This window comes from Paenibacillus vandeheii (assembly GCF_030433635.1).
Classification (GTDB): Bacteria; Bacillota; Bacilli; order Paenibacillales; family Paenibacillaceae; genus Paenibacillus; species Paenibacillus vandeheii.
This window is the reverse complement of record NZ_JAROCD010000001.1, coordinates 500,675-524,861: the sequence shown is the minus strand read 5'-3', so window position 1 is coordinate 524,861 and position 24,187 is coordinate 500,675. Positions and strand designations below refer to the sequence as shown.

The 24,187-nt window shown below is 46.4% G+C and carries 26 protein-coding genes; 4 read left to right on the top strand and 22 right to left on the bottom strand.

Annotated features, from left to right (window positions below):
- The first annotated feature begins 246 nt into the window (after nt 1-246).
- Complete coding sequence (locus P5G61_RS02475) at nt 247-771, top strand: type 1 glutamine amidotransferase domain-containing protein (RefSeq protein ID WP_301244088.1); 525 nt, start codon at nt 247-249, stop codon at nt 769-771.
- A 120-nt stretch (nt 772-891) separates the two neighbouring features.
- On the opposite strand, the gene ptsP is transcribed toward P5G61_RS02475, so the two are convergent.
- The 4 genes from ptsP to aroA form a co-directional block, all read right to left on the bottom strand.
- Nucleotides 892-2,652, bottom strand: a complete 1,761-nt coding sequence (gene ptsP / locus P5G61_RS02470) for a phosphoenolpyruvate--protein phosphotransferase (RefSeq protein WP_301244086.1) — start codon at nt 2,650-2,652, stop codon at nt 892-894.
- Nucleotides 2,649-4,529 (bottom strand): glucose PTS transporter subunit IIA, encoded by a 1,881-nt coding sequence (locus P5G61_RS02465; RefSeq protein WP_301244084.1) that lies wholly within the window; start codon nt 4,527-4,529, stop codon nt 2,649-2,651. The genes ptsP and P5G61_RS02465 overlap by 4 nt, the downstream gene beginning before the upstream one ends.
- A 196-nt stretch (nt 4,530-4,725) precedes the next feature.
- Nucleotides 4,726-5,160, bottom strand: coding sequence for a CoA-binding protein (locus P5G61_RS02460; RefSeq protein WP_024631155.1), 435 nt, complete (start codon nt 5,158-5,160; stop codon nt 4,726-4,728).
- Between the two features lie 258 nt (nt 5,161-5,418).
- Nucleotides 5,419-6,714: a 3-phosphoshikimate 1-carboxyvinyltransferase gene (gene aroA / locus P5G61_RS02455; protein WP_053784276.1), complete on the bottom strand. Its 1,296-nt coding sequence runs from the start codon at nt 6,712-6,714 to the stop codon at nt 5,419-5,421.
- A gap of 164 nt (nt 6,715-6,878) precedes the next feature.
- Between aroA and P5G61_RS02450 the strand changes: the two genes are divergently transcribed.
- Entirely contained in the window at nt 6,879-7,184 is a 306-nt protein-coding gene (locus P5G61_RS02450) for a rhodanese-like domain-containing protein (protein ID WP_024631157.1), read from the top strand.
- Between the two features lie 184 nt (nt 7,185-7,368).
- Here P5G61_RS02450 and P5G61_RS02445 read toward each other — a convergent pair whose 3' ends face one another.
- The 4 genes from P5G61_RS02445 to P5G61_RS02430 all read right to left on the bottom strand — a co-directional run bounded on the left by P5G61_RS02445 (nt 7,369) and on the right by P5G61_RS02430 (nt 12,287).
- Nucleotides 7,369-7,878: a shikimate kinase gene (locus tag P5G61_RS02445; protein ID WP_301244079.1), complete on the bottom strand. Its 510-nt coding sequence runs from the start codon at nt 7,876-7,878 to the stop codon at nt 7,369-7,371.
- Nucleotides 7,879-8,400: 522 nt separating this feature from the next.
- Nucleotides 8,401-9,810: an NADP-dependent phosphogluconate dehydrogenase gene (gene gndA / locus P5G61_RS02440; protein ID WP_079349566.1), complete on the bottom strand. Its 1,410-nt coding sequence runs from the start codon at nt 9,808-9,810 to the stop codon at nt 8,401-8,403.
- 171 nt (nt 9,811-9,981) lie between these two features.
- Complete coding sequence (locus P5G61_RS02435) at nt 9,982-10,581, bottom strand: hypothetical protein (protein WP_024631160.1); 600 nt, start codon at nt 10,579-10,581, stop codon at nt 9,982-9,984.
- A 413-nt stretch (nt 10,582-10,994) separates the two neighbouring features.
- A complete protein-coding gene (locus P5G61_RS02430) occupies nt 10,995-12,287 on the bottom strand; it encodes an MFS transporter (protein WP_301244076.1) in 1,293 nt (430 codons plus the stop codon).
- Nucleotides 12,288-12,585: 298 nt separating this feature from the next.
- On the opposite strand from P5G61_RS02430, the gene P5G61_RS02425 reads away from it, so the two are divergent.
- Nucleotides 12,586-14,061, top strand: a complete 1,476-nt coding sequence (locus tag P5G61_RS02425) for an aminotransferase class I/II-fold pyridoxal phosphate-dependent enzyme (RefSeq protein ID WP_301244313.1) — start codon at nt 12,586-12,588, stop codon at nt 14,059-14,061.
- 240 nt (nt 14,062-14,301) lie between these two features.
- On the opposite strand, the gene P5G61_RS02420 is transcribed toward P5G61_RS02425, so the two are convergent.
- The 9 genes from P5G61_RS02420 to P5G61_RS02380 form a co-directional block, all read right to left on the bottom strand.
- Nucleotides 14,302-14,619 (bottom strand): DUF1292 domain-containing protein, encoded by a 318-nt coding sequence (locus tag P5G61_RS02420; protein WP_024631163.1) that lies wholly within the window; start codon nt 14,617-14,619, stop codon nt 14,302-14,304.
- 97 nt (nt 14,620-14,716) lie between these two features.
- Nucleotides 14,717-15,271, bottom strand: a complete 555-nt coding sequence (locus tag P5G61_RS02415; RefSeq protein ID WP_301244074.1) for a stalk domain-containing protein — start codon at nt 15,269-15,271, stop codon at nt 14,717-14,719.
- Nucleotides 15,272-15,499: 228 nt separating this feature from the next.
- Nucleotides 15,500-15,697, bottom strand: a complete 198-nt coding sequence (locus tag P5G61_RS02410) for a hypothetical protein (protein ID WP_285078564.1) — start codon at nt 15,695-15,697, stop codon at nt 15,500-15,502.
- Nucleotides 15,698-15,797: 100 nt separating this feature from the next.
- Nucleotides 15,798-16,538: an SDR family oxidoreductase gene (locus P5G61_RS02405; RefSeq protein WP_301244070.1), complete on the bottom strand. Its 741-nt coding sequence runs from the start codon at nt 16,536-16,538 to the stop codon at nt 15,798-15,800.
- A gap of 6 nt (nt 16,539-16,544) precedes the next feature.
- Nucleotides 16,545-17,153 carry a TetR/AcrR family transcriptional regulator gene (locus tag P5G61_RS02400; RefSeq protein ID WP_301244068.1) on the bottom strand — a complete coding sequence of 203 codons (609 nt, stop codon included), beginning with the start codon at nt 17,151-17,153 and terminating at the stop codon, nt 16,545-16,547.
- A gap of 278 nt (nt 17,154-17,431) precedes the next feature.
- A complete protein-coding gene (locus P5G61_RS02395; RefSeq protein ID WP_301244066.1) occupies nt 17,432-17,611 on the bottom strand; it encodes a hypothetical protein in 180 nt (59 codons plus the stop codon).
- A gap of 126 nt (nt 17,612-17,737) precedes the next feature.
- The gene (locus P5G61_RS02390; protein ID WP_301244064.1) at nt 17,738-18,298 is read right to left on the bottom strand and encodes a DUF1541 domain-containing protein; all 561 of its coding nucleotides are present in this window, start codon (nt 18,296-18,298) and stop codon (nt 17,738-17,740) included.
- Between the two features lie 230 nt (nt 18,299-18,528).
- The gene (locus P5G61_RS02385) at nt 18,529-18,948 is read right to left on the bottom strand and encodes an organic hydroperoxide resistance protein (protein WP_301244062.1); all 420 of its coding nucleotides are present in this window, start codon (nt 18,946-18,948) and stop codon (nt 18,529-18,531) included.
- A 233-nt stretch (nt 18,949-19,181) separates the two neighbouring features.
- Nucleotides 19,182-20,378 carry an NADH-dependent flavin oxidoreductase gene (locus P5G61_RS02380; RefSeq protein WP_301244060.1) on the bottom strand — a complete coding sequence of 399 codons (1,197 nt, stop codon included), beginning with the start codon at nt 20,376-20,378 and terminating at the stop codon, nt 19,182-19,184.
- Between the two features lie 127 nt (nt 20,379-20,505).
- Between P5G61_RS02380 and P5G61_RS02375 the strand changes: the two genes are divergently transcribed.
- Nucleotides 20,506-20,847: a winged helix-turn-helix transcriptional regulator gene (locus P5G61_RS02375; RefSeq protein ID WP_301244057.1), complete on the top strand. Its 342-nt coding sequence runs from the start codon at nt 20,506-20,508 to the stop codon at nt 20,845-20,847.
- A 324-nt stretch (nt 20,848-21,171) separates the two neighbouring features.
- Here the strand turns inward: P5G61_RS02375 and P5G61_RS02370 are convergent, their stop codons facing one another.
- From P5G61_RS02370 to P5G61_RS02350, 5 genes are all read right to left on the bottom strand, one after another.
- On the bottom strand, nt 21,172-21,426 hold the full coding sequence (locus P5G61_RS02370; protein ID WP_079694180.1) for a hypothetical protein: 255 nt from the start codon (nt 21,424-21,426) through the stop codon (nt 21,172-21,174).
- A 910-nt stretch (nt 21,427-22,336) separates the two neighbouring features.
- Nucleotides 22,337-23,272 (bottom strand): glycoside hydrolase family 25 protein, encoded by a 936-nt coding sequence (locus P5G61_RS02365; RefSeq protein ID WP_301244053.1) that lies wholly within the window; start codon nt 23,270-23,272, stop codon nt 22,337-22,339.
- Complete coding sequence (locus P5G61_RS02360) at nt 23,259-23,537, bottom strand: phage holin family protein (RefSeq protein WP_301244051.1); 279 nt, start codon at nt 23,535-23,537, stop codon at nt 23,259-23,261. Before P5G61_RS02360 ends, P5G61_RS02365 begins: the two co-directional genes overlap by 14 nt.
- A gap of 3 nt (nt 23,538-23,540) precedes the next feature.
- On the bottom strand, nt 23,541-23,831 hold the full coding sequence (locus P5G61_RS02355; RefSeq protein WP_301244049.1) for a hypothetical protein: 291 nt from the start codon (nt 23,829-23,831) through the stop codon (nt 23,541-23,543).
- 87 nt (nt 23,832-23,918) lie between these two features.
- Nucleotides 23,919-24,179, bottom strand: a complete 261-nt coding sequence (locus P5G61_RS02350) for a hypothetical protein (protein WP_301244047.1) — start codon at nt 24,177-24,179, stop codon at nt 23,919-23,921.
- Between the last annotated feature and the right edge of the window lie 8 nt (nt 24,180-24,187).

Here is a 24,187-nt window from a genome sequence, read left to right as displayed (position 1 = left end):
CAGTCATCACCTCATTCGTTCTATACTCTTATATAGATACCATTCGACCTATTTCCGCTCAAATCCTGCTATAAACCATAGGTTGCACAAATTACCACTACCTCCAGATGAAGGTTGTCGAATGCAGGCATACATTGAGTTGGAATCGCTTACGTGATGGAGAAAATGCATGACAATGAAGTCACTGTGAGAATCTGTTACAATAAGGACGCTATGTACTAATTACCGCAAAAGGAGAGATGATGAATGAGATTAACAGGCAAAAAAGTCATCGCCCTGGTCGATGAAGAATTCGAAGATCTGGAACTGTGGTATCCGGTGCATCGTGTCCGTGAGGAAGGCGCTGAGGTGCATCTCGCCGGAGAAAAAAAAGGTAAAATCTACATCGGTAAATATGGTGTTCCCGCTGAAGCGGAATACAGTTTTGATGAACTGGATAGTTCACAATACGATGGTATTCTTGTACCCGGAGGTTGGGCTCCGGACAAGCTTCGGCGCTACCCTAAAGTAATTGAACTGGTTAAGGAAATGCACGCGGAGCGTAAGCCCATCGGACAGATCTGTCATGCAGGGTGGGTGCTGATCTCAGCTAAAATACTGGATGGGGTTACGGTCACATCTACGCCTGGAATCAGAGATGACATGGAAAATGCCGGAGCCATCTGGAAAGATGAAGCTGTTGTCGTAGATGGACACATTATTTCGGCTCGTCGTCCGCCTGACCTTCCTCCGTATGGCAAAGCATTTTGTGATGCCCTTGCTGAAAAATAAAGCAAAACCCCATGCCATATTGATATTGGCGTGGGGTTTTGTTGTTAAATACTTCTTTTTTCCAAAATTGTACAAAAGTAAATATTTTCATTTAAAGGTATTTAATTGAAATCAACCATTCTAAGATGCATTTGATCCGCTCTGTTCATCCGGACTGCCCATCGAATCATTGAAGACCTGAAGACGTTGTTCGATATCTGCACTTGTCCGCAGGGTGAAGCAATCAGATGCTGCCTCTTTGGCAGCAGCGGCTGTCGTATTCAAGACCCTGTGCTTCACACGCAGCAAGGATTGCGGGGACATGCTCAGATTGCTAATTCCAAGCTCAAGCCACAGGGGAATCGAACGTTCGTCTCCTGCCATCTCCCCGCACACACTGATATCAATCCCTGCCGTATGAGCCGCATCCACTGTCGCACGCAGCATGCGCAGTACAGCCGGATGATAAGGATGATACATATGTGCAATCTGCTCATTCATTCGGTCTACCGCCAATACATACTGCACGAGATCATTCGTACCGATACTAAAGAAATCAGCTTCTTCTGCAAGTAGATCGGCGATCATCACCGCTGCCGGAACCTCAATCATGATGCCCACCTGAATATGTGGATCATACGGCAATTGGCGCTCATCCAGATCAGACATTGCTTCACGCAGGATTTCATTGGCCTCCTGAAGTTCTTCTACCGAAGAGATCATCGGGTACATAATTTTGACATTGCCTGCAGCACTGGCGCGCAGAATGGCTGTAAGCTGTGTTTTGAACAGATCTTTACGGTCCAGGCTGATCCGGATTGCTCGATATCCCAGAAACGGGTTATCTTCTTCCGGAAGTTCAAAATAGTCCAGATGCTTGTCACCACCAATATCGAGCGTACGAATAACTACAGACTGACCTGCAGTTTTCTCAGCGACAAGACGATAGACCTCATATTGTTCTTGCTCACCCGGAAACGTAGCACGGTCCATGTATAGGAACTCTGTGCGGAACAACCCTACGCCCTTCGCCCCATGTTTCAGTGCCATGTCCAGTTCCTTGACGGAACTGATGTTAGAAGCCAGATGCAGAACGGAACCGTCTTTCGTTACCGCATCCACTGTTGCAAGTACCTGTAACTGTTCTTTTTTCTTCAGTTGTTTGCTGCGAATCATCGTGTAACGTTCAATCGTCTTGCGATCCGGCTCTGTAAATACGAGACCGTTATCTCCATCGACAACCAGCATATCCCCGGTCTCCACCGGCATGCCAAGACTCGCTTCCAGACCGGAAACGAGTGGAATGCCAAGGGCCCGAGCCATAATTGCCGAATGTGACGTCTTGCCTCCGATGAGTGTCACAATGCCAAGCACGTGGCTTGGATTCAAATGCGCCAATTGAGAGGGAGACAGCTCTTTGGCCACGAGTATATAAGGCTGGGTATCCGATGGGAGCGTAATTTCTGGTGCGCCCAGCAAATGTTTCAACAAACGGTTGCCCACGTCCTTGATGTCTATGGCCCGTTCCTTCATGTATTCATCCTCAAGCAGGTCAAACATCGTGACAAAATGATCAATGGCCTCTTTGACGGCCACTTCTGCCGCCTTGTATTGCCGCTCAATAATGCCGCGAATTTCGTTCATGAACACCGGATCTTCCAGAATAGCCAGATGCGCATCAAAGATGCTGGACTCTTCAGGACCGACCACTTCCTTGAACTCGTTCTTGATATATTCAATCTCATCCTTCGATGTCCGTATGCCCTCGTACAGCCGTTCGAACTCTTGGGCGAGATCCACCGAATCCATCTTCTGATCCGGCAGATCCCATTCCCAACTGGGCAGGACAAATGCTTTGCCGATGGCTATGCCTGCAGCGCCGTTGATGCCTTGTATCTTCATTCTACCCCTCCAACGTTCCTGTCATAGAGCACCACGGACATAACGGATGCCTGACCTTTCTTAACTTGCTTAAATGGAGCAAAGCTCCATGATTTGACTCGATCTGGATTCGTGATCACCATTGGTGTCGTCAGCGATGCCGCCTCGGCTCGCAATACAGCCAGGTCAAATTTAATTAACAATTGCCCCGGCTCCACCGTATCCCCTTCCTGAACAAAGGCTTCAAAATGGCCTTTCAGTTGGGATGTGTCAATACCGATATGCAACAGGACCTCAAGTCCTTCCCTGGTTGAGATGCCCAAGGCATGCATCGTCGGATACATGTGCATAATCGTTCCGTACACGGGGGAGACCAGCTCTCCTTTTTCCGGGACAAAGGCGACTCCGTCACCCACAAGCTTGGCTGCAAAAATCTGGTCAGGTACTTCTTCAATCGGCAGCATTTTGCCCTGCACCGGAGCACAGAACAGAACCTGCTGCAGATCGCGTTCAAGCAGCTTTGCAATCTCTTCCCGGATTAATTCCGAATAGGTGCCAAATACCACTTGTACGTTACCGCCACCCAGCTTGATGAGCCCTGCGGAACCCATACTCTTCATTGCACCAGTATCAATTAACCGATCATTATGCACCGTGAGGCGAAGTCGCGTAATGCAAGCCTCTACCTGCACAATGTTTTCTTTCCCACCCAGTGCTTCCAAAATAAGAGGAGCCTGATAAGGTATGTTTCCAACCCAATCTTCCAGCATGGAGCCCTCTTCACGCCCTGGCGTTGGAATCTTGAACGTGCGAATCGCCCACCTAAACAGGAAATAATAGACCAACCCATATAGTATGCCAATCGGTATGAGCTTCCAAGCATTCTCCGATAGATGGAAATTGAGTATGTAGTCAATAATGCCTGCTGAATAGGAGAAACCATGGCGTATATCAAGCCAGTAACTGATCCACATCGCAAGTCCCGACATGACTGCATGCACGATGAACAGATAAGGTGCCGCGAACAAAAAGGCAAATTCGATCTGCTCCGATACCCCTGTCAGAAAACAAACGAGTGCGGAAGTGAGAAATGTTTTCTTGATTTTCGGCTTCAGGTCTTCCCTTGCCTCCTGAATGATTGCAAAGGCTATCGCTGGTATCGCAAACATCATGATCGGGAACAAACCGGCCATAAAAAATCCTGCTGTTGGATCACCTGCAAAAAATCGCGGCAAATCCCCCTGAACAATGTTTCCGTCTGGTGTTTCATACGTCCCCAGTTGGAACCAAAATACATTGTTAAGCAGATGATGCAGTCCAAAGGCAACCAACACCCTGTACAGGACCCCATATATAAACAGCCCAAAACCGCCGAGACTGTATTCCCAGGTGGCGATGGCGTTCAATCCATGTTGCAGAATTGGAGCGATCCATAACATAAAACAAGAGAACAGTGCGGAGCATAGTCCAACAATGAGCAAAACAAACCTGGAACCACCGAAAAATTGTAAAATTTCAGGCAGTTTAATGCTTTTAAAGCGATTATGCGTCACCCCGGCAAGTGCACCGAGAATAATTCCGATTAAGGAAGCAGGTTGAACGGTGCCATCGCCGAAGTTGCGAGTCACCTGATCATATATCACAATACCAGCCAGAGCAGCGAGTCCCGCTTGTCCAGCCTGGTTGGAGAGTCCCAGTGCTACGCCGACAGCAAACAAATACGGCAAAAAATAAAAAATACCGTGTCCGGCCACGGTAGACACTTCACCAACAACTTTCAATCCCCAGGCGTCCCAGGGCAAACTGCCAACACTCAGCAAAATTGCGGCGGCGGGCAGGACCATTGTAGGCAGCATTACCGCTCGTCCGAGCTGCTGCAAGGATCCGAGCCAATTCATGGCGACCTCTCCTTTCTATCCTAGATGGTAAGCTTTACGCCACGTTTTGTCAAAGCAAAACAGTAAGCTGTTGGCAATTTGGTTACCGCTTGGATTTAACTTTATCCGACCCTCTTCTGCAAACTATATTCTGTGTTTCAATTATACAACAGCAAAAATCCCGTCAACGTTGACGGGATTTTTGCTTGATCGAGATTTAACCGCGTCCAGCACCGCGCAGAACGATGGAATCCTCTACCTTGATACAACGATTCGTCACCGCTGTCATGCCGTTCTCAGCAGCAATCTGTACGGCCTCATCACTATGGATACCAAGCTGGAGCCACAATACATTCGCTTTGATCGCGGCAGCTTCACGAGCGACATCCGCGCAATATTCATCGCGGCGGAATACGTTCACGATATCGACTGGCTCAGGGATATCCGCAAGAGTTGCATATACGGTCTCACCGAGAATCTCACCTTGTACCTGTGGATTTACCGGGATGATGCGATACCCTCTGCTTTGCATGGCTTCCGCTACCATATAGGAAGTTCGATCTGATTTGTCCGATAAGCCGACGACTGCGATGTTGCCTGCCTTGCGCAAAATTTGTCCAATTTCTTCACGAGTAGGATTGTTAAATTCCATGTTCAAGCACCATCCTTTTCTGCTTAAAGTGCGTGTTCAAAAAGACCGGTTCTCAGTACCGAGAAGATGGGGTGCAGTTAGAAATGGAGTAGCGGAGCGTAGGGAAAACTACGTGAGCAACTACAATGTTTCCGAAGGAAACATACTTCGCAAGCATCCGCTTATTTCGGCTGAATTCCATATTCGATGCTGATGATGCCTCCAGGCATCCTTCGTAATCAAAAGCGGTTTTTTGAACAACCTCTTAAACGTGTTATTTTACTCTTTTACCCATTGAACCGAGGCGCCAAGCGCCTGCAAATGATCAAAATATTGCGGATAAGACTTCGCTACATGGTGTGCATCCCGAATACGAAGCGGTTCTTTCGAACGCAGACCGACAACGGTCAGTGCCATAATTACACGATGATCGTAGTGAGCATTAATCTCAACGCCGCCTTCTACACCTTCCGGACGACCGTGTACGATAATTTCGGCTTGGCGTTCCTCTACGTTGGCTCCCGCCTTCCGCAGTTCGTTCAAATAATCCGTAATTCGGTCACATTCCTTGTAACGTAAGTTCTCTACATTATAGAACCGTGAAGTGCCTTCCGCAAACACAGCTGCCGCTACCATCGCCAAAACCGCGTCTGTCGCGGCATCTCCGTCGAATTCTACGGCTTTCAATGTACCGTTACCTTGAACGTGTACCACATCGTTCTCATGAGTTAAAGGTACTTCCATCATGCGCAGAACGTCAACAATGGCACGTTCACCCTGTTTGCTCTGTTCCATCAATCGCAAAATTTTAACATCGGATTGGGTAACTGCCGCGGCCGCGAGAACAGCTGCTGACCCCGGGTAATCTCCTTGAACCGTATATGTTTGTGGTTTATAGGCTTGACCGCCAGGTACGCGGAAGGACATGTAATCATCACTCGCATGAATGACAATGCCCGCCTGTTCCAGTACTTCCAGCGTCTGACCAATGACCACTTTGGATTTCAGGTCGTTCAATACTTCAATGGTGCTGTCTTCGGCCAGAAGAGGCGTGACAAACAGTAATGCGCTCAAGTACTGGGAGCTGACCGAACCGGATACACGGATATGTCCTCCCTTGGCCTGACCGCCTTTGATCGTGATCGGCAAGCGCCCTTGTTCGTGCTGTACTTCAACCCCGAGCTGACCAAGTGCATCGATCAAGTCATCATGTGGACGTTTGCCCAGAGAATCCGGGTACGTATTCACAAACGTAACCTCAGGACAAAGTGCCGTTACCCCCATCAGGAAACGGAGCACTGCACCTGCATTGCCTACATTCAATTCACGCACATCCCGTGGATGGCTGCCAAAGCCCTGGATGACGATTTTGCTGTCATCTTCTTCAAGGACTGCTCCAAGATCACGAATACATCTGCGCATTGCGTCACTATCTTCACTATGGGCCGGGTAATGGATCGTACTCGTGCCTTCTGCCAATGCGGCAGCAAGCAGGTAGCGTGTAGTGTAGTTTTTGGAAGACAAAGCTCCAATTTCCCCGTTCAGGGATGGGGTCGGTTTAACGATAACGTCCATGGATGAAATTCTCCTTCATTGATTATAATGTGCTTCGTTAGATGATCCTGCTACGTATTTGGTTCAGGATACATGTGGTGATGCTATACTGCCAAATTGACATTCCATACATCGCTTGGGTATCATTATAGGCGTTAAGTCCATACAGAAAAGAGGACCTGAATATGACACAAATTGCTGAAATTGAACCTTCTGAGCTGCGCCGCCGTTTGCAGGCGGGAGAGAAGCTGCAGATGATAGACGTCCGTGAGGACGATGAAGTCGCTCAAGGCATGATCGAGGGAGCCAAACACATCCCACTCGGACAGATTCCGGACAGACTGTCTGAAATTCAAAAGTCCGGTGAGATTGTTCTGATCTGCCGCAGCGGTTACCGCAGCGAGCGTGCCTGTGAGTATTTGCAGCAGCTCGGATATGATGGCTGCACCAATATGGTTGGCGGCATGCTGCAATGGCAGCAGGAAGACTAAAAAACATCAGTATCGGGATATAGGGGTTAGGACAGCTGCAATCAGCAGTTCATCATAAGCCCTGTACATCATGATCCTTACAGTCAGTCAAACGGGCCAATCGGCCCGTTTTTCACATCTATCCGCCAAAATTACATGACCCCACTCACCACTAACATCCTCCGGCATAGAAACAATTACAAGCTTAGACGCGGTAATGCGCTAAAATTAAACGAGTCACTTCAGAAGCGGATAACTCGGTTGTATCCACCGTGTAATGCGCAAACCGGTATGCGTCCTTCCGTTCCTGCATAATGGTCTGAATGCGTTCCTCCGCATTGCCTGCCAAGAGCGGACGATTTTCACAGCCGCTGACGCGTTCTACAATCACTGCCGGATCGGCAGTCAGGGCAACCACCCAGCCGTTCTTCGACATGACATCACAGTTGTCGGAACGCAGAACGACACCGCCTCCGGTTGCAATCACCTGCGCCTTTTTCTCCAGCACCGAGCACAACATTCGACTCTCCGCATCCCGGAAATACGTCTCTCCCTTGCCTGTGAACAATTCAGGAATCGTATAGCCTTCCTCTTTCTCCACCGCAGCGTCCACATCAATCAGTCGATAGCCCAGCTCTCGAGCGAGCATGTCAGCGACGGTTGATTTGCCAGTTCCCATCATGCCGATGAGAATAATATTATTAGACTTGCTCAAGGTGTACACTCCTTTAATTCAAGCAATTCGTGAGCACTTTTGTCCTATCATAACACAGCCCTGCGGACTGGGGAAGGCTATCCTACTAACGACTCCCCTCCCTTTGGTCACAAGCACTTCTAAGGTATCTCAAAGCAAGTCCACTTACTCCATAGATTTCTAACGAACTCAGATGAGCTTATTTCTGAATGATAGGCGATTATAAAATTGTAACGAATCTCAGAAAACTTATTTTTCAAAAACACCCTCAACACAGCGGAATTTCACTCCAAATGATCTAAATAGGACCTTCTGAGTTCGTTAGAGAATAGAAAAGGCTCATATTCACGAAATAGAGCTTCTCGGGTTCGTAAGATGTAGGACCAGCTTACACATGCGGTTAAAAAAAGAGACCTGGAGTTCATCGGTATGAACCGACTCTCCAAGTCCCCTTTTCCAAGCGTTCGTCCATGCCTTTCTTCCAGCCAAGGCCCCTGATTCAAGACGCTTTAGCCAAACTCACGGACTTGCGTATATACATTACTATTCCATCCAGTTGTGGTGGAAGCTGCCTTCTTTGTCCAGACGTTTGAACGTATGTGCGCCGAAGTAGTCACGTTGTGCTTGCAACAGGTTTGCAGGCAAACGCTCTGTGCGATAACTATCGTAGTAGGACAATGCACTGGAGAATCCAGGAACCGGAACCCCTTGAGTTACTGCAGCAGCCACAACTTCACGCCATGCACCTTGGTAGGATTCAACAATGTTTTGGAAGTATGGGTCCAGAAGCAGGTTTTTCAGTGCTGCATCCTTGTCATACGCTTCCTTGATGTTTTGCAGGAACTGCGAACGGATGATGCAGCCACCACGGAAGATCATGGCGATGTTGCCATATTTCAGATCCCAGCCGTACTCGTCCGAAGCTGCGCGCATTTGGGCAAAGCCTTGTGCGTAGGATACGATTTTACTTGCAAACAGCGCTTTGCGCACATTCTCGATGAACGCTTTTTTGTCACCGGAGAATGCTTCAACCGCAGGTCCGTTCAGGATTTTGCTCGCTGCCACACGCTCGTCTTTCATCGCAGACAGGAAGCGGGAGAATACGGATTCCGTAATCATGGACAAAGGTACGCCGAGATCCAGCGCACTTTGGCTTGTCCATTTGCCTGTTCCTTTTTGTCCAGCTGCATCCAGAATGACATCAACCATTGGTTTACCCGTTTCCGGATCGTATTTGGAGAAGATGTCTGCCGTGATTTCGATCAGGTAGCTGTCCAGCTCTCCCTGATTCCATTCTGTAAAGATGGCATGAAGCTCCTCAACGGACACATTCAACACGGATTTGAGCAGGTGGTAAGCTTCACCAATCAACTGCATGTCTCCGTATTCGATACCGTTGTGCACCATTTTCACATAGTGTCCGGCACCGTCTGGTCCGATATATGTACAACAAGGATCGTCACCGACTTTGGCCGAAATGGCTGTCAGGATCGGTTCAACCAGCTTGTACGCACTCTCTTGTCCACCTGGCATGATAGCCGGGCCTTTCAACGCGCCTTCTTCCCCACCGGATACGCCTGTACCGATGAAGCGAATGCCTTTGTCTTCCAGCTCTTTGCTGCGACGTTGGGTGTCAGGGAAATAGGCGTTACCGCCATCAATGATGATGTCACCCTCATCCAAATGAGGAAGCAGTTGCTCAATGGTTGCGTCGGTTGCGTAACCAGCTTGTACCATGATTAGGATTTTGCGCGGGGATTCCAGGGATGCCACAAACTCTTCAATGGAGAATGTGCCTGTCAGGTTTTTACCTTCGGCTTCTTTCAGAAGATCGTTGGTTTTCTCCGGGGAACGGTTAAATACCGATACAGAGAAACCTCTGCTTTCAATGTTAAGGGCCAAATTTTTGCCCATTACTGCAAGTCCAATGACACCGATCTGTTGTTTCGCCATCTGGTCCTCCATCCTTTGCTCCAATTAATTTTATTGAAATGTACTCTCAACAATACCCTCATTTTAACGGTTTTACGCATAGAAGTGAACCCCGGACCATGGTCGCACAGCGAGAAAACACCCCAATTGCCTGAGGTGTTCATCGTATTTTCATAAATACAGCGTTAAATGTCAGCCTTCCAGCATCAACATGTGCCCTGACAACTGCTTTAGGACTTTACGACAGGCATCTGCTTTTTCGATATTATCCATCTGAATGGCGGCATGCAGACGCTCCAGTTCATCGTCCACTTCCATACGCAGCAGCAGGAGGCGCTCCTCGCCTTCGCGCGAGAGGAACATCTCTTCCATTTCTTCCGCCGTCGGCGCAGGTTCCTTTTGAAAAATAACGCGCTGTTTGAACCCGGACACTTCAACGAGACGGATGACTTCACCAAACAAAATGTTCTCCACGGTCATCTGCTGATCCTTAAACCGTTTCACAACGGCATGCCCGCGCGTATCCCCAATCAGCTTCTCCAACCATTCCGCAAGCTTTGCATCCTTAATAATATAATCCCCCGTCATCTTGTAATTCCCACTGCGCGTCTGTTGAAAACGGAGCTTTACCAGCTTGCGTCCGGTGCGGACTGACAGAATAAAAAAGGATTCGTCCTCGCTCCAATATAGTGAATACCCCTCACGAATAAGGTCTTTGATCAAATTTTGGATATGCCGACGGTTGAACCGCAGCTCCAGATTGCAATATTCAACTTCATAACTCTTATTCACGGCACTCCCTCCATCTGTACCGGAGATGCTCCGGCCATCTTCTTCAATCGCTTCTACTCAATCGGCTTACCCTATTTTATACTTCATTTTATGTAAGGGTACTTGGTTATTTGACTATTTTTCACCGATTGATCCGAGGGATCGCAGCTTTCCGCAGATGCACAGGGGCAAGCCCCCGATTTTCATGCTATGATGGACGCGAAATGAAGGTATACAGATGTCATTCTCTTAAAGAGGATGGAGTCAGAGAGCGATTGATTCTTATTCAGAAATGAAACATAAGCCGGGCAGAATTACCTTCTGGTCGTTAGCTGAATGGATGCATTATCTACACCAAAAGGGAGTTCCACAACCTGTACGGTCGTTGGAACTCCCTCTTCTTATCAACTCATCCTCATCGGACTTCAATCGCATCATTTTGCAGGGGCCGTACGATACGGATTACGGGATAACACATAGTGCACAACAGCAAGTCCAGCCATAACGACAGCACTTCCGATAAATGGAGCCGGATGACTAATGTGATCCCACAGCAGTCCGGATACAATCGGTCCTACGACCATGCCTGACCCCTGTAGGGTCAGGAAGAACCCCCAGATCGCTCCGCGTTCTCCTTTGGGAATCAATGTGGCTACAAACGCATTCCAGGCCGGGAGAATCATCGCATAGCTGACGCCAACCAGCATAACGATACCGAACACCACAGGAATGGACGTAATGGATGAAAATGCAAACAGACTCGCTGCTGCCATCAAAAACCCGATGTTCAGGAAGGGTGCTGTTCCAAACCGGTCTACCATTTTCCCTACAGGCAGCAGTGCAATGACCGTAATCCCACCCCCTGCTATCAGCAACAGGCTGTACAGGTTGGGTGAGATATGCAGGTCTGTGCGTGTGTACAGCGTGATTACCGGACTAAGCAGACCAATAACAAAGGACTGCATGAACAATGCAGGATATACAAGCGGATTCACATTAAGAGTACTACGTACCCGTTGCAGTGTACCCTGGACGCTCTTTTTGAGTCGGATGAAAGGCGTAAGCAAATTCGGTTTAGCTGGATATTTCATATCCGCCCGCTTGCTCTCCCCTTCCGCATGCTCTCCCTCAACAACGACACGTCCGGGCAAAATCAGCGCGACCAGAATGACCAGAATGGCAACACCCATCAATACCAGGAAAATGGTGCGATAATCGTGATGCGTCCGTTCCAGCAGCCAGTTCATGCCGATTGGACCAAGTCCGGTCCCTCCAAGAGCCGCCATCTCCAGCGCGCCCATGGCTGTGCCGTTCTTGTTCTGCGGCCCCGACATCGCCGTCACACCTGTCATGGCACACGGCCAAAGGGGTGACGTACCAATTCCAAGAATAAGACAAGCCATGGCAAGTCCAAATGCACTTTTGAAAAAGATAATCATGATTACAGCGACTAATGTACAAATTAGGGCCGTTACCATCGTGGCACGGAACCCGATTCGTTCTGCTGCCCAGCCAGAGGGAGCCCGGAACAGATTATCACCCAAATATTGAAGGGCAAAGGCCACACCAATCACGCCAGCGGACAGGCCCAGAATATTGTCCATATACACGGGCAAAACAGCGACCAGCAAGGCACCCTTGATAATCTCAACTAGAAAAAGCGTTAGCCACATAGCGATAAAAAAAGGTGATCGCAAGATTTTGGCTGGTTTTGTATTGGTTTGCATTCTTTTTCCCCTTTCGATGCTTGCTTGCCCATCTCCTATGCTTACTGTAACCCTCGGGGATGTGTCCAAATCTCAGCAATTCGAAAAATTGTCAAGCAATACTGCTTGCATTCGGTTCTTAATTTGCTATACTCAAATTTGTTTAAGATTACAAAATGATAAGTTCTCAGCGAAGCTGAACTAAATCCATCCGTGATCGCAAGAAAAACTTCCGCTACATGCGGTCTGTCTTCATAGAATTTACGTCGAAAGACGTTTTTCTTACAAATTATAATTAGGAAAGGTTGTGACAGCACTGATGGATCACCGCCGTACGCCGCTGTTTACCGCTTTAAAAAATCACGCGGCACTCAATCCGGTGCAATTTCATATTCCGGGACATAAAAAAGGATTGGGAACGGATACCGAATTTCGTGAATTTATCGGCGATAACGCCCTCTCCATAGATTTGATTAACATCGCTCCGCTAGATGATTTGCATCAGCCAACCGGTGTCATTGAGGAAGCGCAGATTTTGGCAGCCGATGCCTTCGGAGCCGATTATACCTATTTTAGTGTACAGGGCACAAGCAGTGCCATCATGACCATGATTCTGTCGGTATGTGAGCCGGGTGACAAGATTATTGTGCCCCGTAATGTGCATAAATCGGTCATGTCTGCCATTATTTTCTCAGGAGCGAAACCCGTGTTCGTCTCTCCTGCGCAGGATGCCAATCTGGGGATTGATCACGGTGTTACTACAGGCGCGATCCGACGTGCCCTTGAGCGTCATCCCGATGCCAAGGCCTTGCTCGTCATTAACCCAACGTACTTCGGCGTATGTACCGATCTGAAAGAAATTGTTGAACTGGCGCATAGCTATCAGGTCCCAGTACTTGTGGATGAAGCGCATGGCGTACTCATTCATTTCCATGAAGATCTGCCGCTCTCTGCCATGGCAGCCGGTGCTGATATGGCTGCAACGAGTGTGCACAAACTGGGTGGTTCGATGACACAGAGTTCTGTACTCAATCTGAACACCAAGAATGGATATGTGAATCCACAACGTGTTCAAACCATTCTGAGTATGTTGACTTCAACGTCGACTTCTTACATCCTGCTGGCTTCGCTCGACACGTCGAGACGTAATCTGGCTCTGAATGGCCATCAGATGGCACAGAAAGCCATTGATCTGGCTGAGTTTGCAAGACGCTCCATTAATGATATGGACGGACTGTATTGCTTCGGCAGAGAGGTGCTGGGCACAGAGGCTACCTTTAATTACGACCCAACCAAAGTAACCATTCATGTTCGCCACCTGGGCATTACAGGCTACGAAACAGAGAACTGGCTACGTGAGCATTACAAAATCGAGGTGGAGCTCAGTGATATGTATAATATTCTGTGCCTCATTACGCCTGGAGATACGGATGATTCCATAGAAATCTTGCTGAACGCCCTGCAAGATCTATCCCGTACGTATTATCAAGTGAATCCAGCCCATGAGCTGGTAGTCAAGGTACCCGATGTACCACAGTTGATGCTGACTCCACGCGATGCGTTCTACGGTGATACCGAAGTCATTCCATTCAAGGAATCCGCGGGCCGGATTATTTCGGAATTCATCTATGTCTATCCACCAGGAATTCCGATTCTGCTGCCAGGTGAGGTTATCACTCAGGAAAACATCGATTACATCATTGATCATGTTGAAGTGGGACTTCCTGTAAAAGGACCCGAGGACCGCAGCGTAACCAACGTGAAAGTCATTGTGGAAGCAGATGCCATTTTCTAAAACAGCCATTTCTACATGGAGTTAATCGATCTCTACGGACCAAGCGGGATGCTTGGTCCTTTTTATTTTTTTCTCCAAGAAGATTGAACTGCCATGGGCTTATGATCGCTGTATCGTTTGCATTTTTCCACCTATTCCACTGTCCCTTTCGCAAGAAAAAGCAGCATTTAAGCCTAATAAAAAGCAAACAAAAGGCCCCCTGTGATCAAGGAGCCTTCTTGCTTTATTCCAAAAGGATGACTATTCTTGGCTTGCAACGAGTTCGTTGTACGCCGCTTCAACACGGGTCCACTCTTCTTCGTCTTCAATATTGTAGAGCACCATTTCCTCGTCTTCTTCTTCCATACGCAGAATGATGCCGTCAGCTTCAGGATTGTTACGTTCCAGCAGGAGCGCATAAACATGCTTCTCCACGTCAAACGTCTCCACCAAAACCATCTCCACGTCATTTCCGTTCTCGTCTGTCAGTGTCAGAAGAACTTCTTCATGCTCGTGGTCGTGGTCGTGATCGTGGTCGTGACCGCAGGCATCGCCGTGTTCATGTGTGTGATCGCTCATTGAAATACCTCGCTTTATAAATAGATATTGTGTAACCTTGCATATCGTAACATGTTCATAGGGCCAGGTCAATTTAACCGACAAGGTTATTTTTGCTTCATTCGTTCAGCGCGGTAATGATTTTCTCAGCTGCCAGCACATAGTTACTGTTTGCATTTTCTTTAATATAAAAACCGACTTGGTACTTGCCAGCCCGGCTGAAGTCATACGTAAAATCGTACGTTCGGAACCAGAAGTTATCCTTCTGGGTCTTAAGCTCCTGGGACTGTATATCCTTAACATCACCACTTGGATTGGTAATCGTCACCTTCACGGCAGCTATATCTGTTGTCAAACTGTCGACTTGTGAGAACACATTAAATTTCAGCTTACCCACGTTCACGTTGCCAAACACGGTATCTCCCTTGAAGAGAAAAATATGTACATTCGGTTTGATAACCGTTACTCTCTTGTTTGTGCTATCCCATCTGGCGATTCCTCCCGCTTCCCTTACAGGTACATAGGTCGTTCCGTCAATGAGATAACCACCGTCAGCTGCTTCCTTGCCGTTTATGAGAACCCGAATCTTCTCGTTCACTGAATCTGCAAACAATAAAGACCCGCCGAGCAAGGAGAATACCGTGACACACAGCAAAATTCTTTTCCATTTCATTCCGTCAATATTCCCTCCCCTGCTGCTAGCTGTTGTACATTTATACTGCAGATTCAGCAACAAAGTTGCGCTGTTTTTCATCATTTTTCATTTTTTATCCAGAATATTTTCCACCCCTTGGAACGATCAAAAAGAGGCGTTCCCTGTTAAAGGGCGCCTCTATAGTATTGTTGTTGGCAATGCGTAATTATACGAACTTCTTGTGAGTCCCTTATTATACTGCTGGAACTACGAAGTATGACGAGTCAATATACAAGGTACGCCCTTGCCTACAGCTCCATCCGTTCGCATCCGTGCTGCATAATCCATTCCTCGTGTACAGGGGGTCTTGCAACGCTCACATACATCCGAAGTAACCAACTTCATCGATACACGAAGTTTGTCACTCTTTAATACGGGAGCTTTTTTTACCTTTGCTTTTGCCATCCCGGATTCCCCATTTCCCCAATTGCTTGCTGATGTAATGCATCATATGGGGATTCGCCCGGTTGTGTGTCAAAAGGAATAAACTTCGTGCATGATATCGTTAAATGAAGCCACCGTTTGCACGCAACGTCTGTCCTGTAACCCACTGAGACTCTGCACTGACGAGGAAAGAGATCACATTTGCGATGTCTTCCGGCTCACCCAGACGACCAAAGGCATTCATTTTACGCATGCCTTCAAGCTGTTGCTCCGTCTTGCCAGCAGAAAACAATTCGGTATTCACCGGGCCTGGTGCAACGGCATTGATGGTGATTTGTCTTGAACCAAATTCTTTGGCAAGCTGACGGGTGATCTGTTCTACTGCTCCTTTGGTTCCTGCATACACGCTGTACCCCGGAAACATCTGTCCCGTTACAGAGGTGGAGAAGTTAACAATTCGGCCTTGGTCCTCCATATGTTTCAGCGCTTGCTGGCAGGCAAAGAACGTACCTTTCACATTGATTGCAAACTGCTGATCAAATTCTTCCTCCGTTACATCCGCTAAAGGCGTCGTCTTCATGATACCTGCATTGTTGATCAGAATATCAACTTTACCGAGCTCACTCATCGTTTGTGAAAATAAACGCTCCACATCATCCTTCCGGGCAAGGTCAGCCTGAACGATAATGGCACGTACTCCTTTTTGGCGAGCAATGTCCGCCACTTGTTCTGCTTTGTCGGGACTGCTCGCATAGTTGATGACGACATCCGCTCCCAATTCAGCGAGCTGCTCTGCAATGGCACGTCCTATGCCCCGGGATGAGCCTGTTACAATGGCCACTTTACCTGTTAGCTTTTTCATTTACGATTACTCCCTCTCTTGATCCAAATGTAATAATCCTTTTTCTAACAACAACCATACCTGTGCGAATTCCGCATCAATGGTAGGGCTTAGCCACTCATAGGCGTGTGCCGGATGATGAAAACGAGCTGTAGCTTGAAGAATCGCCGTTGCAACTACATCTGGATTGCTGTATTTGAACTGGTTCTCCTGCTGAATGATTTCACTCAAATGACGTATAAGATGCTGCACATGTTTATTGATGATCTCTGCCGATTCCTGTGTCACCCGTGCGTACATCTCAAACAACTCTGCATCGGATTCGGCATAATGACGTTTAAGACGAATTAATGCTTCTATATATACTTTAAGATGACGTATTCCCTCTCCGCTATAACTCTGATCCTTAGTTATTGCTGTCAAAGGCGCGATAATCTCATCTTCGAGCCATTGTGCAGTCACGCCTTCAAGTAATTCTTTCTTGCTTTTATAGTGCCTGTAAATGGTTCCGTGACTGACCCCGAGCAATTTAGCGACATCCGTAACAGATGTCTTGGCAACACCGAAACGTCTGAGCGTTTCCTGCGTTGCTGCGATGATTTGTTCTTTGGTTAAAAATTCAGAAGTTTTTTCCATATGAATAAGATGGGTACACCATCCTCAAGTCACCTCCATTGAAAATAGATTAACATCGCTCATGACAAATGACAAATATTTATTTTTGTCATTTGTCATGAGCTTGAGATGTCATTTTATCCGTACAAGAAAAAAAGAGCCCATTTAATATGGCCCTTTTACAACGTTTTAATATTTCTCCTACATGATTGTGTATATGCTCCATTTTAAGGATGGAGTTTTGAGTATTGCACTATTCATACATCCATTATTAGATTAAATTCAACGATTATTCTTTACTAGAAAACGTACTTAAACAATACGAAGATCACCACGAGTATGCCACCGAGAATCAGCCAGTTACTGATTTCCCACCAAATGCTTTTCCCTCCGGCTAAAAGCTGTTGTTCCTTTTCTTCATGACGCTGTTTGTGTGTATGTGACTCGGAGGCATGGGGTGGCTTGCTGAAGTCCATCATATGCATTCTCCTTTCCAACAACTTTGGTTCATTCTCATCCCATTATAACCCATAATTGAATGAAAATTTGTTAATTCTCAAAAAAGAAGATATGAACGAGCTACGCTAGTATCTATGGAAACTCTTTTATTTTGCAGACAATTCTTCTTCCGTGACCCATTTATGATTCTTCACCGGATCTCCACCTGTAGTTGGTGTGTAATCAACCATATATACCGTGGTTTGCTCTGCCGAGTCAATTATGGCCTTAGCGCCTTTCATTCCTGGCATATGATCAGCGTTCAGCACAACCTCTGTTCCTGCTGCAAACGGTTGATCTGTATGGTCCTGAATTTCCTCTTGTATAACCCATTTATGATTTTCCACTGGATCTCCACCTGTGGTTGGTGTGTACGAGACTGCATACGCCGTCGTCTCATAAGCCCCCACAATCTTCGCTTTTGCACCTTTCATTCCTTGCATATGGTCCGCGCTCATTATGGCTTGGCTGCCTACTGGATATGTAGGATTGCTCTTTACGTGAATTCCTTCCGGTAACTCCCCTGATTCGGAGTGGTGCATCTCGCCTGTGCTCGTTGTATGACTGTCACTACTGTGATTGTCCTGCTCAGCATTCTTGCCACATCCACTTAACATCAGACTGCCCATAATCACCGTAGTCAGTAATAACATTGCATACTTTTTCATGAGTTGCACTCCTTTGGGTTTTTAATTCTACGTCTATAATATACCCCATATGGGTATATTTCAATCAAAATTGAGTTCTATCATTTATTTCCCTTGTGCCCAGAGACATCGCCCATGGAATAACAGAATACGAAAAAACCCCCGATTTCTCGGAGGCTTAGAATGAACAACAAAACAAAATCTTGTAGTTTAAGCATTACTTCGACCTTCAAATATGACCAACGCAGTAATTATGCCAGTTCTACGGAAACATTAACATTTCCTTTGATGCCTTTGGAGTACGGGCAGTAGTCATGAGCAAGTTTGACAAACTTCTGTGCAGTCTCCTCGTCCAGCCCCTCAATTTTAACTTCAAGTTCCACTTCCAGCTTCACACCATTATCCGTAGGGTCCGTTACAAGCATAACCGTTGCAGAAACCGTGCTTTTCTCAATTTCGACGTTGTGTTTCTTCAACTGAAACTCTAACGCGGAATTAAAGCAAGCACTGTAGCCCGCTGCAAACAATTGCTCTGGATTCGTAGCTGTCGTTACTTTGCCTCCCAGCTCAGGTGGGGCAGCAACATCAAGCATAAATACGTTATCTGGCGATTGTACAATTCCTTGACGTCCACCTGTATTGATTACTGTCGTTTCATATAATGTTTTCATTTGGTTTGGCTCCTCTGTATGTTTTAATTTATTTTGTAATGATGATGCCGCTTTTTGTTTAGCTAACAATTAAATTGTACACAATTTAATTGTGTTTGTAAATCATTATTGTAAAATAAAAAAACAACCATCCCCTCGTGTAATACAAGGAAATGGTTGCTTCTTAATAGATAAATGTCTAATGTCTATTACTTATCCAAAAGTTGAATTCACCTATTTATATATTCGACCCACTACATCTTCTTCTCAAATCCCTCCATCGGCGCAAGCGAATTCTGGTAGTCATTATCCACCTGACCGTCGGTGGTGAAGTGCATGACCTCCCGGAACGAGCCCTCCAGATAAGTCTGCATCGCCAATGGAATGCGCAATTCATCCATATCATATGGAGATATTTGATAGCGAATGCTGGCAAGGTCTCCTGCTTCCACCTTCTGCACCCATTTTGGCTCGCGAATCAATTCCCGGCCGAGTGCAGCCAAGGTTGCCCCGGCATGGATGACTTCTTCCGCATCTTCTGGCCGTTCAATCGATCCAATGCCAATCAGAGGCTTCTTGTTGTCCAAAACCCGGACGAATTTGGCTAAGATCGGCTCCTTGTCCTCAGGTTGATTTAAGGATGTTCGTTTGTAGCTGGCCATCGACAGATGAATGTAATCAACCCGAGTGTCTGTCAGAGCTTGGGCAAAAGCCAAAGAGTCTTCGAGTCGGATGCCCGGCATATGAATTTCTTCCGGTGAAATCCGGTAACCGAGGATAAAGGGTTTATCCGCATGGGCGTCGATAATCGATGCGACCTCCTGAATGACCGCCAGCGGAAATCGCATGCGATTCTCAAAGCTGCCGCCCCATTGATCCGTCCGTTGATTGGAATTCACGGAGAAAAATTGCTGCAAAAGATACGTGTTCGCCCCGTGAAGCTCTACCCCGTCAAAACCGGCATGAATCGCGCGTAAGGTTGCTCTGCCGAAGTCTTTGATAATGCTTTCGATTTCCTCGGAAGTCAGCTCGCGCGGCGTCTCCGAGCCTGTTGGATGCACGGAGGCGATTGCGCTCGCACTGGTGGGTTGAACACCTCTTAGCGTTTTGGAATTCGTTTTGCGTCCTGCATGAAAGATTTGTGCAATCGCTCTGGTTCCGTCCTTCTGAATAGCTCTTGCAATTTTGGAAAGTCCTTTAATTGTAGAATCACTTGCGATGGAAAGCTCACCTTCGAAGCCTTTTCCCCCTTCGGTTACATACGCAACACCCGTAATGATCATACCAGGGCCACCAGCACGTTCTGCATAATAATCAACTTCATCATTGGTGATTGAACCATCGAAGAAACTGGACATCGTTGTCATCGGCGCCATAACCACTCTATTTTTCAACGTAAAACCATTCGTAAATGTATAAGGCTGCAAGAAATTATGATTATTATTTTCCATATATGTTCTCTCCTTCTATTGGGCTTGCTCGCCCTTGTCTCTGTTTCATGAGTTATTGTATAGTAGGGTGAAATGAGAGTATAGTATGCACTTAAAAGATAGATACTATCTAAAAGGAGAGTGGAATATGGAAACTGCTGAGGAAGTAAACGTTAGACCATTCTCACACGCCATGTCGTTGATCGGTGGAAAATGGAAAATGCATATTTTGTTTTGGTTATGGAAAAAAGAAACATTGCGATATGGAGAATTAAAAAGAGCCTTGGATGGAATTACGCATAAAATGTTAAGTTCTCAACTGAAGGAATTAGAGGCCGATCAATTAATTATCCGTACAGAGTACCCGCAATTACCGCCAAAAGTAGAATACTCTTTGTCTCGTGAAGGATTAACGCTGATGCCTGTGCTGGAGATTCTCTGCAATTGGGGGAGACAGAATCTTGCTGATTTGCAGAAAACAACTCAGTGAAAAGGTTGCCACGAAGGATAGATTTCTTTTACTTTCCTCCCCCAATTGTTCCCCAAGTCTTCCATAATGCCTTCTCAAAAAAACAGACAAAAAGAAAAAAGCCCTTGCTGCGCAAGGACTTTTTGTTATGATCTGTAGTGGGCTCGAACCACTGACCCCTACCCTGTCAAAGTCGGTTTAGCCACTATCTAATCCTATCTAATGTTACACAAACCGTTGATACATAAGGACTTTTCTAATTCGCTTTAATCTAGTTTTATCTGTATTTATCTGGTTCTCCCCCAATTCCTCCCCCATTTCTCCCCCAACTCCCCTATTTGATTTTCATCTTATATTTTTTCCTATTTCTATTCCATCAACAAGCGTTTTATAGAAAATTGCAGCAACGTCCTCTCTCGTCTTTTTTATAAACAAGTTTTCAATTTTATCAGTAACTAAAATTAACTCAGGGTGGCTCCGCTTTATTTCCTCTAAATTTTTTATCAATTCTTTATAGGTTGTATCAGTTGCTTCTTCACAGATATCCACCATTTCTTCTTGCTTAATATCAGCAGCAATTTTAATCCACTCTTCTATCATGCGACCCTCTCCCTTGATGTAAAATTTCTTCCCCGGTCTTTGTTTTCTCATCTAAACTTATCGTGATATAATTGTCTCGAAAAGTAACAAGTTACAAGGAGTTGTCTAAGTGGAAATCTCCCGAGGGAGATGTAGGCTTCTTGAACTCATAACCGCTAGGGGGTGGACCCAGACTGAATATGCTAATCGGTCTGGTCGATCCCAGCGAATGATTTCCCATTATTGTAATGACACCCGTGTGATGCTGCCTGAAGATATGTACACTGCCGTGATGATATTAGGGTGTAAATGGGAAGATTTATATGAGTTTGATATGAAGCTTACATGAGGCGGTATTACCGCACTCCCCCGGATTATTTAGAACATTTTGTTCTAAACTTATAAGAAAATAATACCTTTTTCCTATGACATGTTGTGTCGCAATGTGTCGAACGTCCCGAAGGTAAAACTTTACATCTCAATACTTCACAAAACCGCGAATTGACTTTGTGCCAAAGATATACCTAACATTATACACGGAACATATGTTCCTGTTAATAGATATTATATTGTCGAATATAAACTTCATATTATCGCTTATTTGTTTAAATGAAGTAGTTTTTTCGTTTGTTTTTGGTATGATTTATGGAAACATCTCAACGAGAGGGTATACATAATGAACCTATACAGACTGGAAGTTATGGCAAACGGCTTTTCGCTTCACGTTTTCTATAGTGAAACTGAGGAAAGAGGGCTTAGACAATGTAAGGAATACGCTTCTGAATTTCAGCGGAAGGTTAACAATATGGAACTTAAGGTAGTTATTCAGAAGAGGGAAAGGTGAAGCTCCAGCAGAATGAGTCTTACAAACGCAAATAAGACCCCGCCAGAACGTACTGGTAGGGCCTTTTGTATTTCCAAGCGATTAGTATTATTCCTGCGTTGCTTCAATCTTTTTCAAACGCTCATCCATATCGGCTACATCACCATTAATTCCTGCAATCAGCTTAAGGAAATTTTCCCTTAGCCGATTAACAACAATTCCAGCTTCCTCACGTGTAATAGTTGCCCCTGGACGTGTCCCATCAAAATAACCATTGGCTGTAACCTCTGCCCATGCTGCTTCGGCCCACTTACTTGGGACGTTAATGTCTCTCTCCTGTGTCACTGGCTTGTCCTCCTTCACGGGTTCACTCTTCTTAGAATACTTTGCTTTCATCTCTTCCACTGTGCCGTCAAATTCATTCAGGTCCACGGCTCCGCTGATTCCGTCCACCTTTCGGTTTCCCCGTGGCAGATAAGCCCCTGCTGATCCGTCTGAATATTGCCAAAAATCCCATCGTGTCCAACCAGAAGCATCAGCAGGCGTTTGTGTGCTGTATCGTGCAATCCAGAGCGGATAGGAGGACAAGCCTGTAAAGTTGCCAATGAACGCCGGGTATGTATATACCAGCGGCTTAACTCCGGTCAGCCTATGAGTTTCTTCAAGGAAAGCCCTCGCTACGGCTGTGATAACCGATTTGCTATAGCCATTTTTGTTGGACTCGTAATCCATGACAGGTGGTAAGTCGAACGTGCCAATCCCGCCAGCATCATGGATAGCCCTGTAGAAATTCTGCGCTTCTGCCTTCGCAGCATCAACGCTGCCAGCAGAGTCATCCACGTAATGATATGCACCGATCAGCAGGCCAGCTGCCTTTGCATCTTTGACAAACTGCAGAAACTTGTTTGACCGGAAGGACTTACCCTGTGTCGCCTTAATAAATACGAATGAAATCCCGTCAGCGGCTACCTTTCTAAAATCGATATTACCGTTGTGATGGGATACGTCAATCCCTTGGGCATTACCTGTTTTACGCGCTTGCATCTGTATCAACTCCCTTTTTCGTCTGCTTAACCAATTGATTACCATAGACCGCCACAGCGCCTACCAGGATGCCCTGTACCACACTCTCAACCGACAGGCCCAGCATCAGCAACACAAACACGATAGCGACCGCCGTCACAATAAAAATGATGGTCCAGTCCGGTACCCGTGGCGTTTGCTTGAGGATGTAACCTATAACCCAGCAGGCAGCCAGGACAACAAGTAATCTCGCATCAATCAAACCGTTAATAATTTCCCATTCCATAGTTTATACGCCCCCATTATCTTCTTTTCGGTCAATCCGTTTATGGGCTTGCTTGGCCGACTCTTCGACCCGTGTCACCCGCTCCGACAAAGCATCTACACGCTGCGCCTGAACTCTCTGTTCCAGTCGAATATCATCCACGCCGCGCTTGATGTAATCCACATCTGCGCGTTGCAAGGCATCAGCTCCCGCTTCTTGGATAATGTCTTGCCTAAAAGATCTAGTGCGCCCTGACCACCCTAATATTAGTCCGCTAATAGCTGCGACAACGCTGATCAGTACCGTCCATTCCATACCGTTCCCCCGTCTCTATCTGAATATAAAAAGCCCCCTGACCACTCCAGAGGGCATAATAAAAGCGCTCCGATTTCGGAACGCCCGTTACACGATATTTCCGTTTTGGTCTGTACTTGTTTGTAGAATATTGGACCAGCCATAGCCCATAACTTGATCATGAACCTTGATTTCTTCAATTAACTGATCCGTACCCAAGCCGTTCTCTATACCATTTCGAATCACTTCGCCAAACATGATGATAAAGTCTTCATAGGTGCAGAAGTAAGTTATTTTTAAATCCGATGATTTAAAACAGATAGCATTTCCAAAACTTGATGCTAGAAATTCTCTAATTTGGTCAGACATAGTTACCC

Bases quoted from the DNA above. Each gene is read 5' to 3' on its own strand.
- P5G61_RS02425 (WP_301244313.1), top strand. From the start codon at position 12,586: ATGGATCACCGCCGTACGCCGCTGTTTACCGCTTTAAAAAATCACGCG.
- P5G61_RS02375 (WP_301244057.1), top strand. From the start codon at position 20,506: ATGGAAACTGCTGAGGAAGTAAACGTTAGACCATTCTCACACGCCATG.
- P5G61_RS02365 (WP_301244053.1), bottom strand. From the start codon at position 23,272: ATGCAAGCGCGTAAAACAGGTAATGCCCAAGGGATTGACGTATCCCAT.
- P5G61_RS02355 (WP_301244049.1), bottom strand. From the start codon at position 23,831: ATGGAATGGACGGTACTGATCAGCGTTGTCGCAGCTATTAGCGGACTA.
- P5G61_RS02430 (WP_301244076.1), bottom strand. From the start codon at position 12,287: ATGCAAACCAATACAAAACCAGCCAAAATCTTGCGATCACCTTTTTTT.
- P5G61_RS02405 (WP_301244070.1), bottom strand. From the start codon at position 16,538: ATGAAAAAGCTAACAGGTAAAGTGGCCATTGTAACAGGCTCATCCCGG.
- P5G61_RS02385 (WP_301244062.1), bottom strand. From the start codon at position 18,948: ATGAAAACATTATATGAAACGACAGTAATCAATACAGGTGGACGTCAA.
- ptsP (WP_301244086.1), bottom strand. From the start codon at position 2,652: ATGAAGATACAAGGCATCAACGGCGCTGCAGGCATAGCCATCGGCAAA.
- P5G61_RS02380 (WP_301244060.1), bottom strand. From the start codon at position 20,378: ATGGAAAATAATAATCATAATTTCTTGCAGCCTTATACATTTACGAAT.
- P5G61_RS02460 (WP_024631155.1), bottom strand. From the start codon at position 5,160: ATGGAATTTAACAATCCTACTCGTGAAGAAATTGGACAAATTTTGCGC.
- gndA (WP_079349566.1), bottom strand. From the start codon at position 9,810: ATGGCGAAACAACAGATCGGTGTCATTGGACTTGCAGTAATGGGCAAA.
- P5G61_RS02350 (WP_301244047.1), bottom strand. From the start codon at position 24,179: ATGTCTGACCAAATTAGAGAATTTCTAGCATCAAGTTTTGGAAATGCT.
- P5G61_RS02390 (WP_301244064.1), bottom strand. From the start codon at position 18,298: ATGAAAAAGTATGCAATGTTATTACTGACTACGGTGATTATGGGCAGT.
- P5G61_RS02420 (WP_024631163.1), bottom strand. From the start codon at position 14,619: ATGAGCGATCACACACATGAACACGGCGATGCCTGCGGTCACGACCAC.
- P5G61_RS02475 (WP_301244088.1), top strand. From the start codon at position 247: ATGAGATTAACAGGCAAAAAAGTCATCGCCCTGGTCGATGAAGAATTC.
- P5G61_RS02450 (WP_024631157.1), top strand. From the start codon at position 6,879: ATGACACAAATTGCTGAAATTGAACCTTCTGAGCTGCGCCGCCGTTTG.
- aroA (WP_053784276.1), bottom strand. From the start codon at position 6,714: ATGGACGTTATCGTTAAACCGACCCCATCCCTGAACGGGGAAATTGGA.
- P5G61_RS02360 (WP_301244051.1), bottom strand. From the start codon at position 23,537: ATGGAATGGGAAATTATTAACGGTTTGATTGATGCGAGATTACTTGTT.
- P5G61_RS02370 (WP_079694180.1), bottom strand. From the start codon at position 21,426: ATGATAGAAGAGTGGATTAAAATTGCTGCTGATATTAAGCAAGAAGAA.
- P5G61_RS02415 (WP_301244074.1), bottom strand. From the start codon at position 15,271: ATGAAATGGAAAAGAATTTTGCTGTGTGTCACGGTATTCTCCTTGCTC.
- P5G61_RS02400 (WP_301244068.1), bottom strand. From the start codon at position 17,153: ATGGAAAAAACTTCTGAATTTTTAACCAAAGAACAAATCATCGCAGCA.
- P5G61_RS02395 (WP_301244066.1), bottom strand. From the start codon at position 17,611: ATGATGGACTTCAGCAAGCCACCCCATGCCTCCGAGTCACATACACAC.
- P5G61_RS02410 (WP_285078564.1), bottom strand. From the start codon at position 15,697: ATGGCAAAAGCAAAGGTAAAAAAAGCTCCCGTATTAAAGAGTGACAAA.
- P5G61_RS02465 (WP_301244084.1), bottom strand. From the start codon at position 4,529: ATGAATTGGCTCGGATCCTTGCAGCAGCTCGGACGAGCGGTAATGCTG.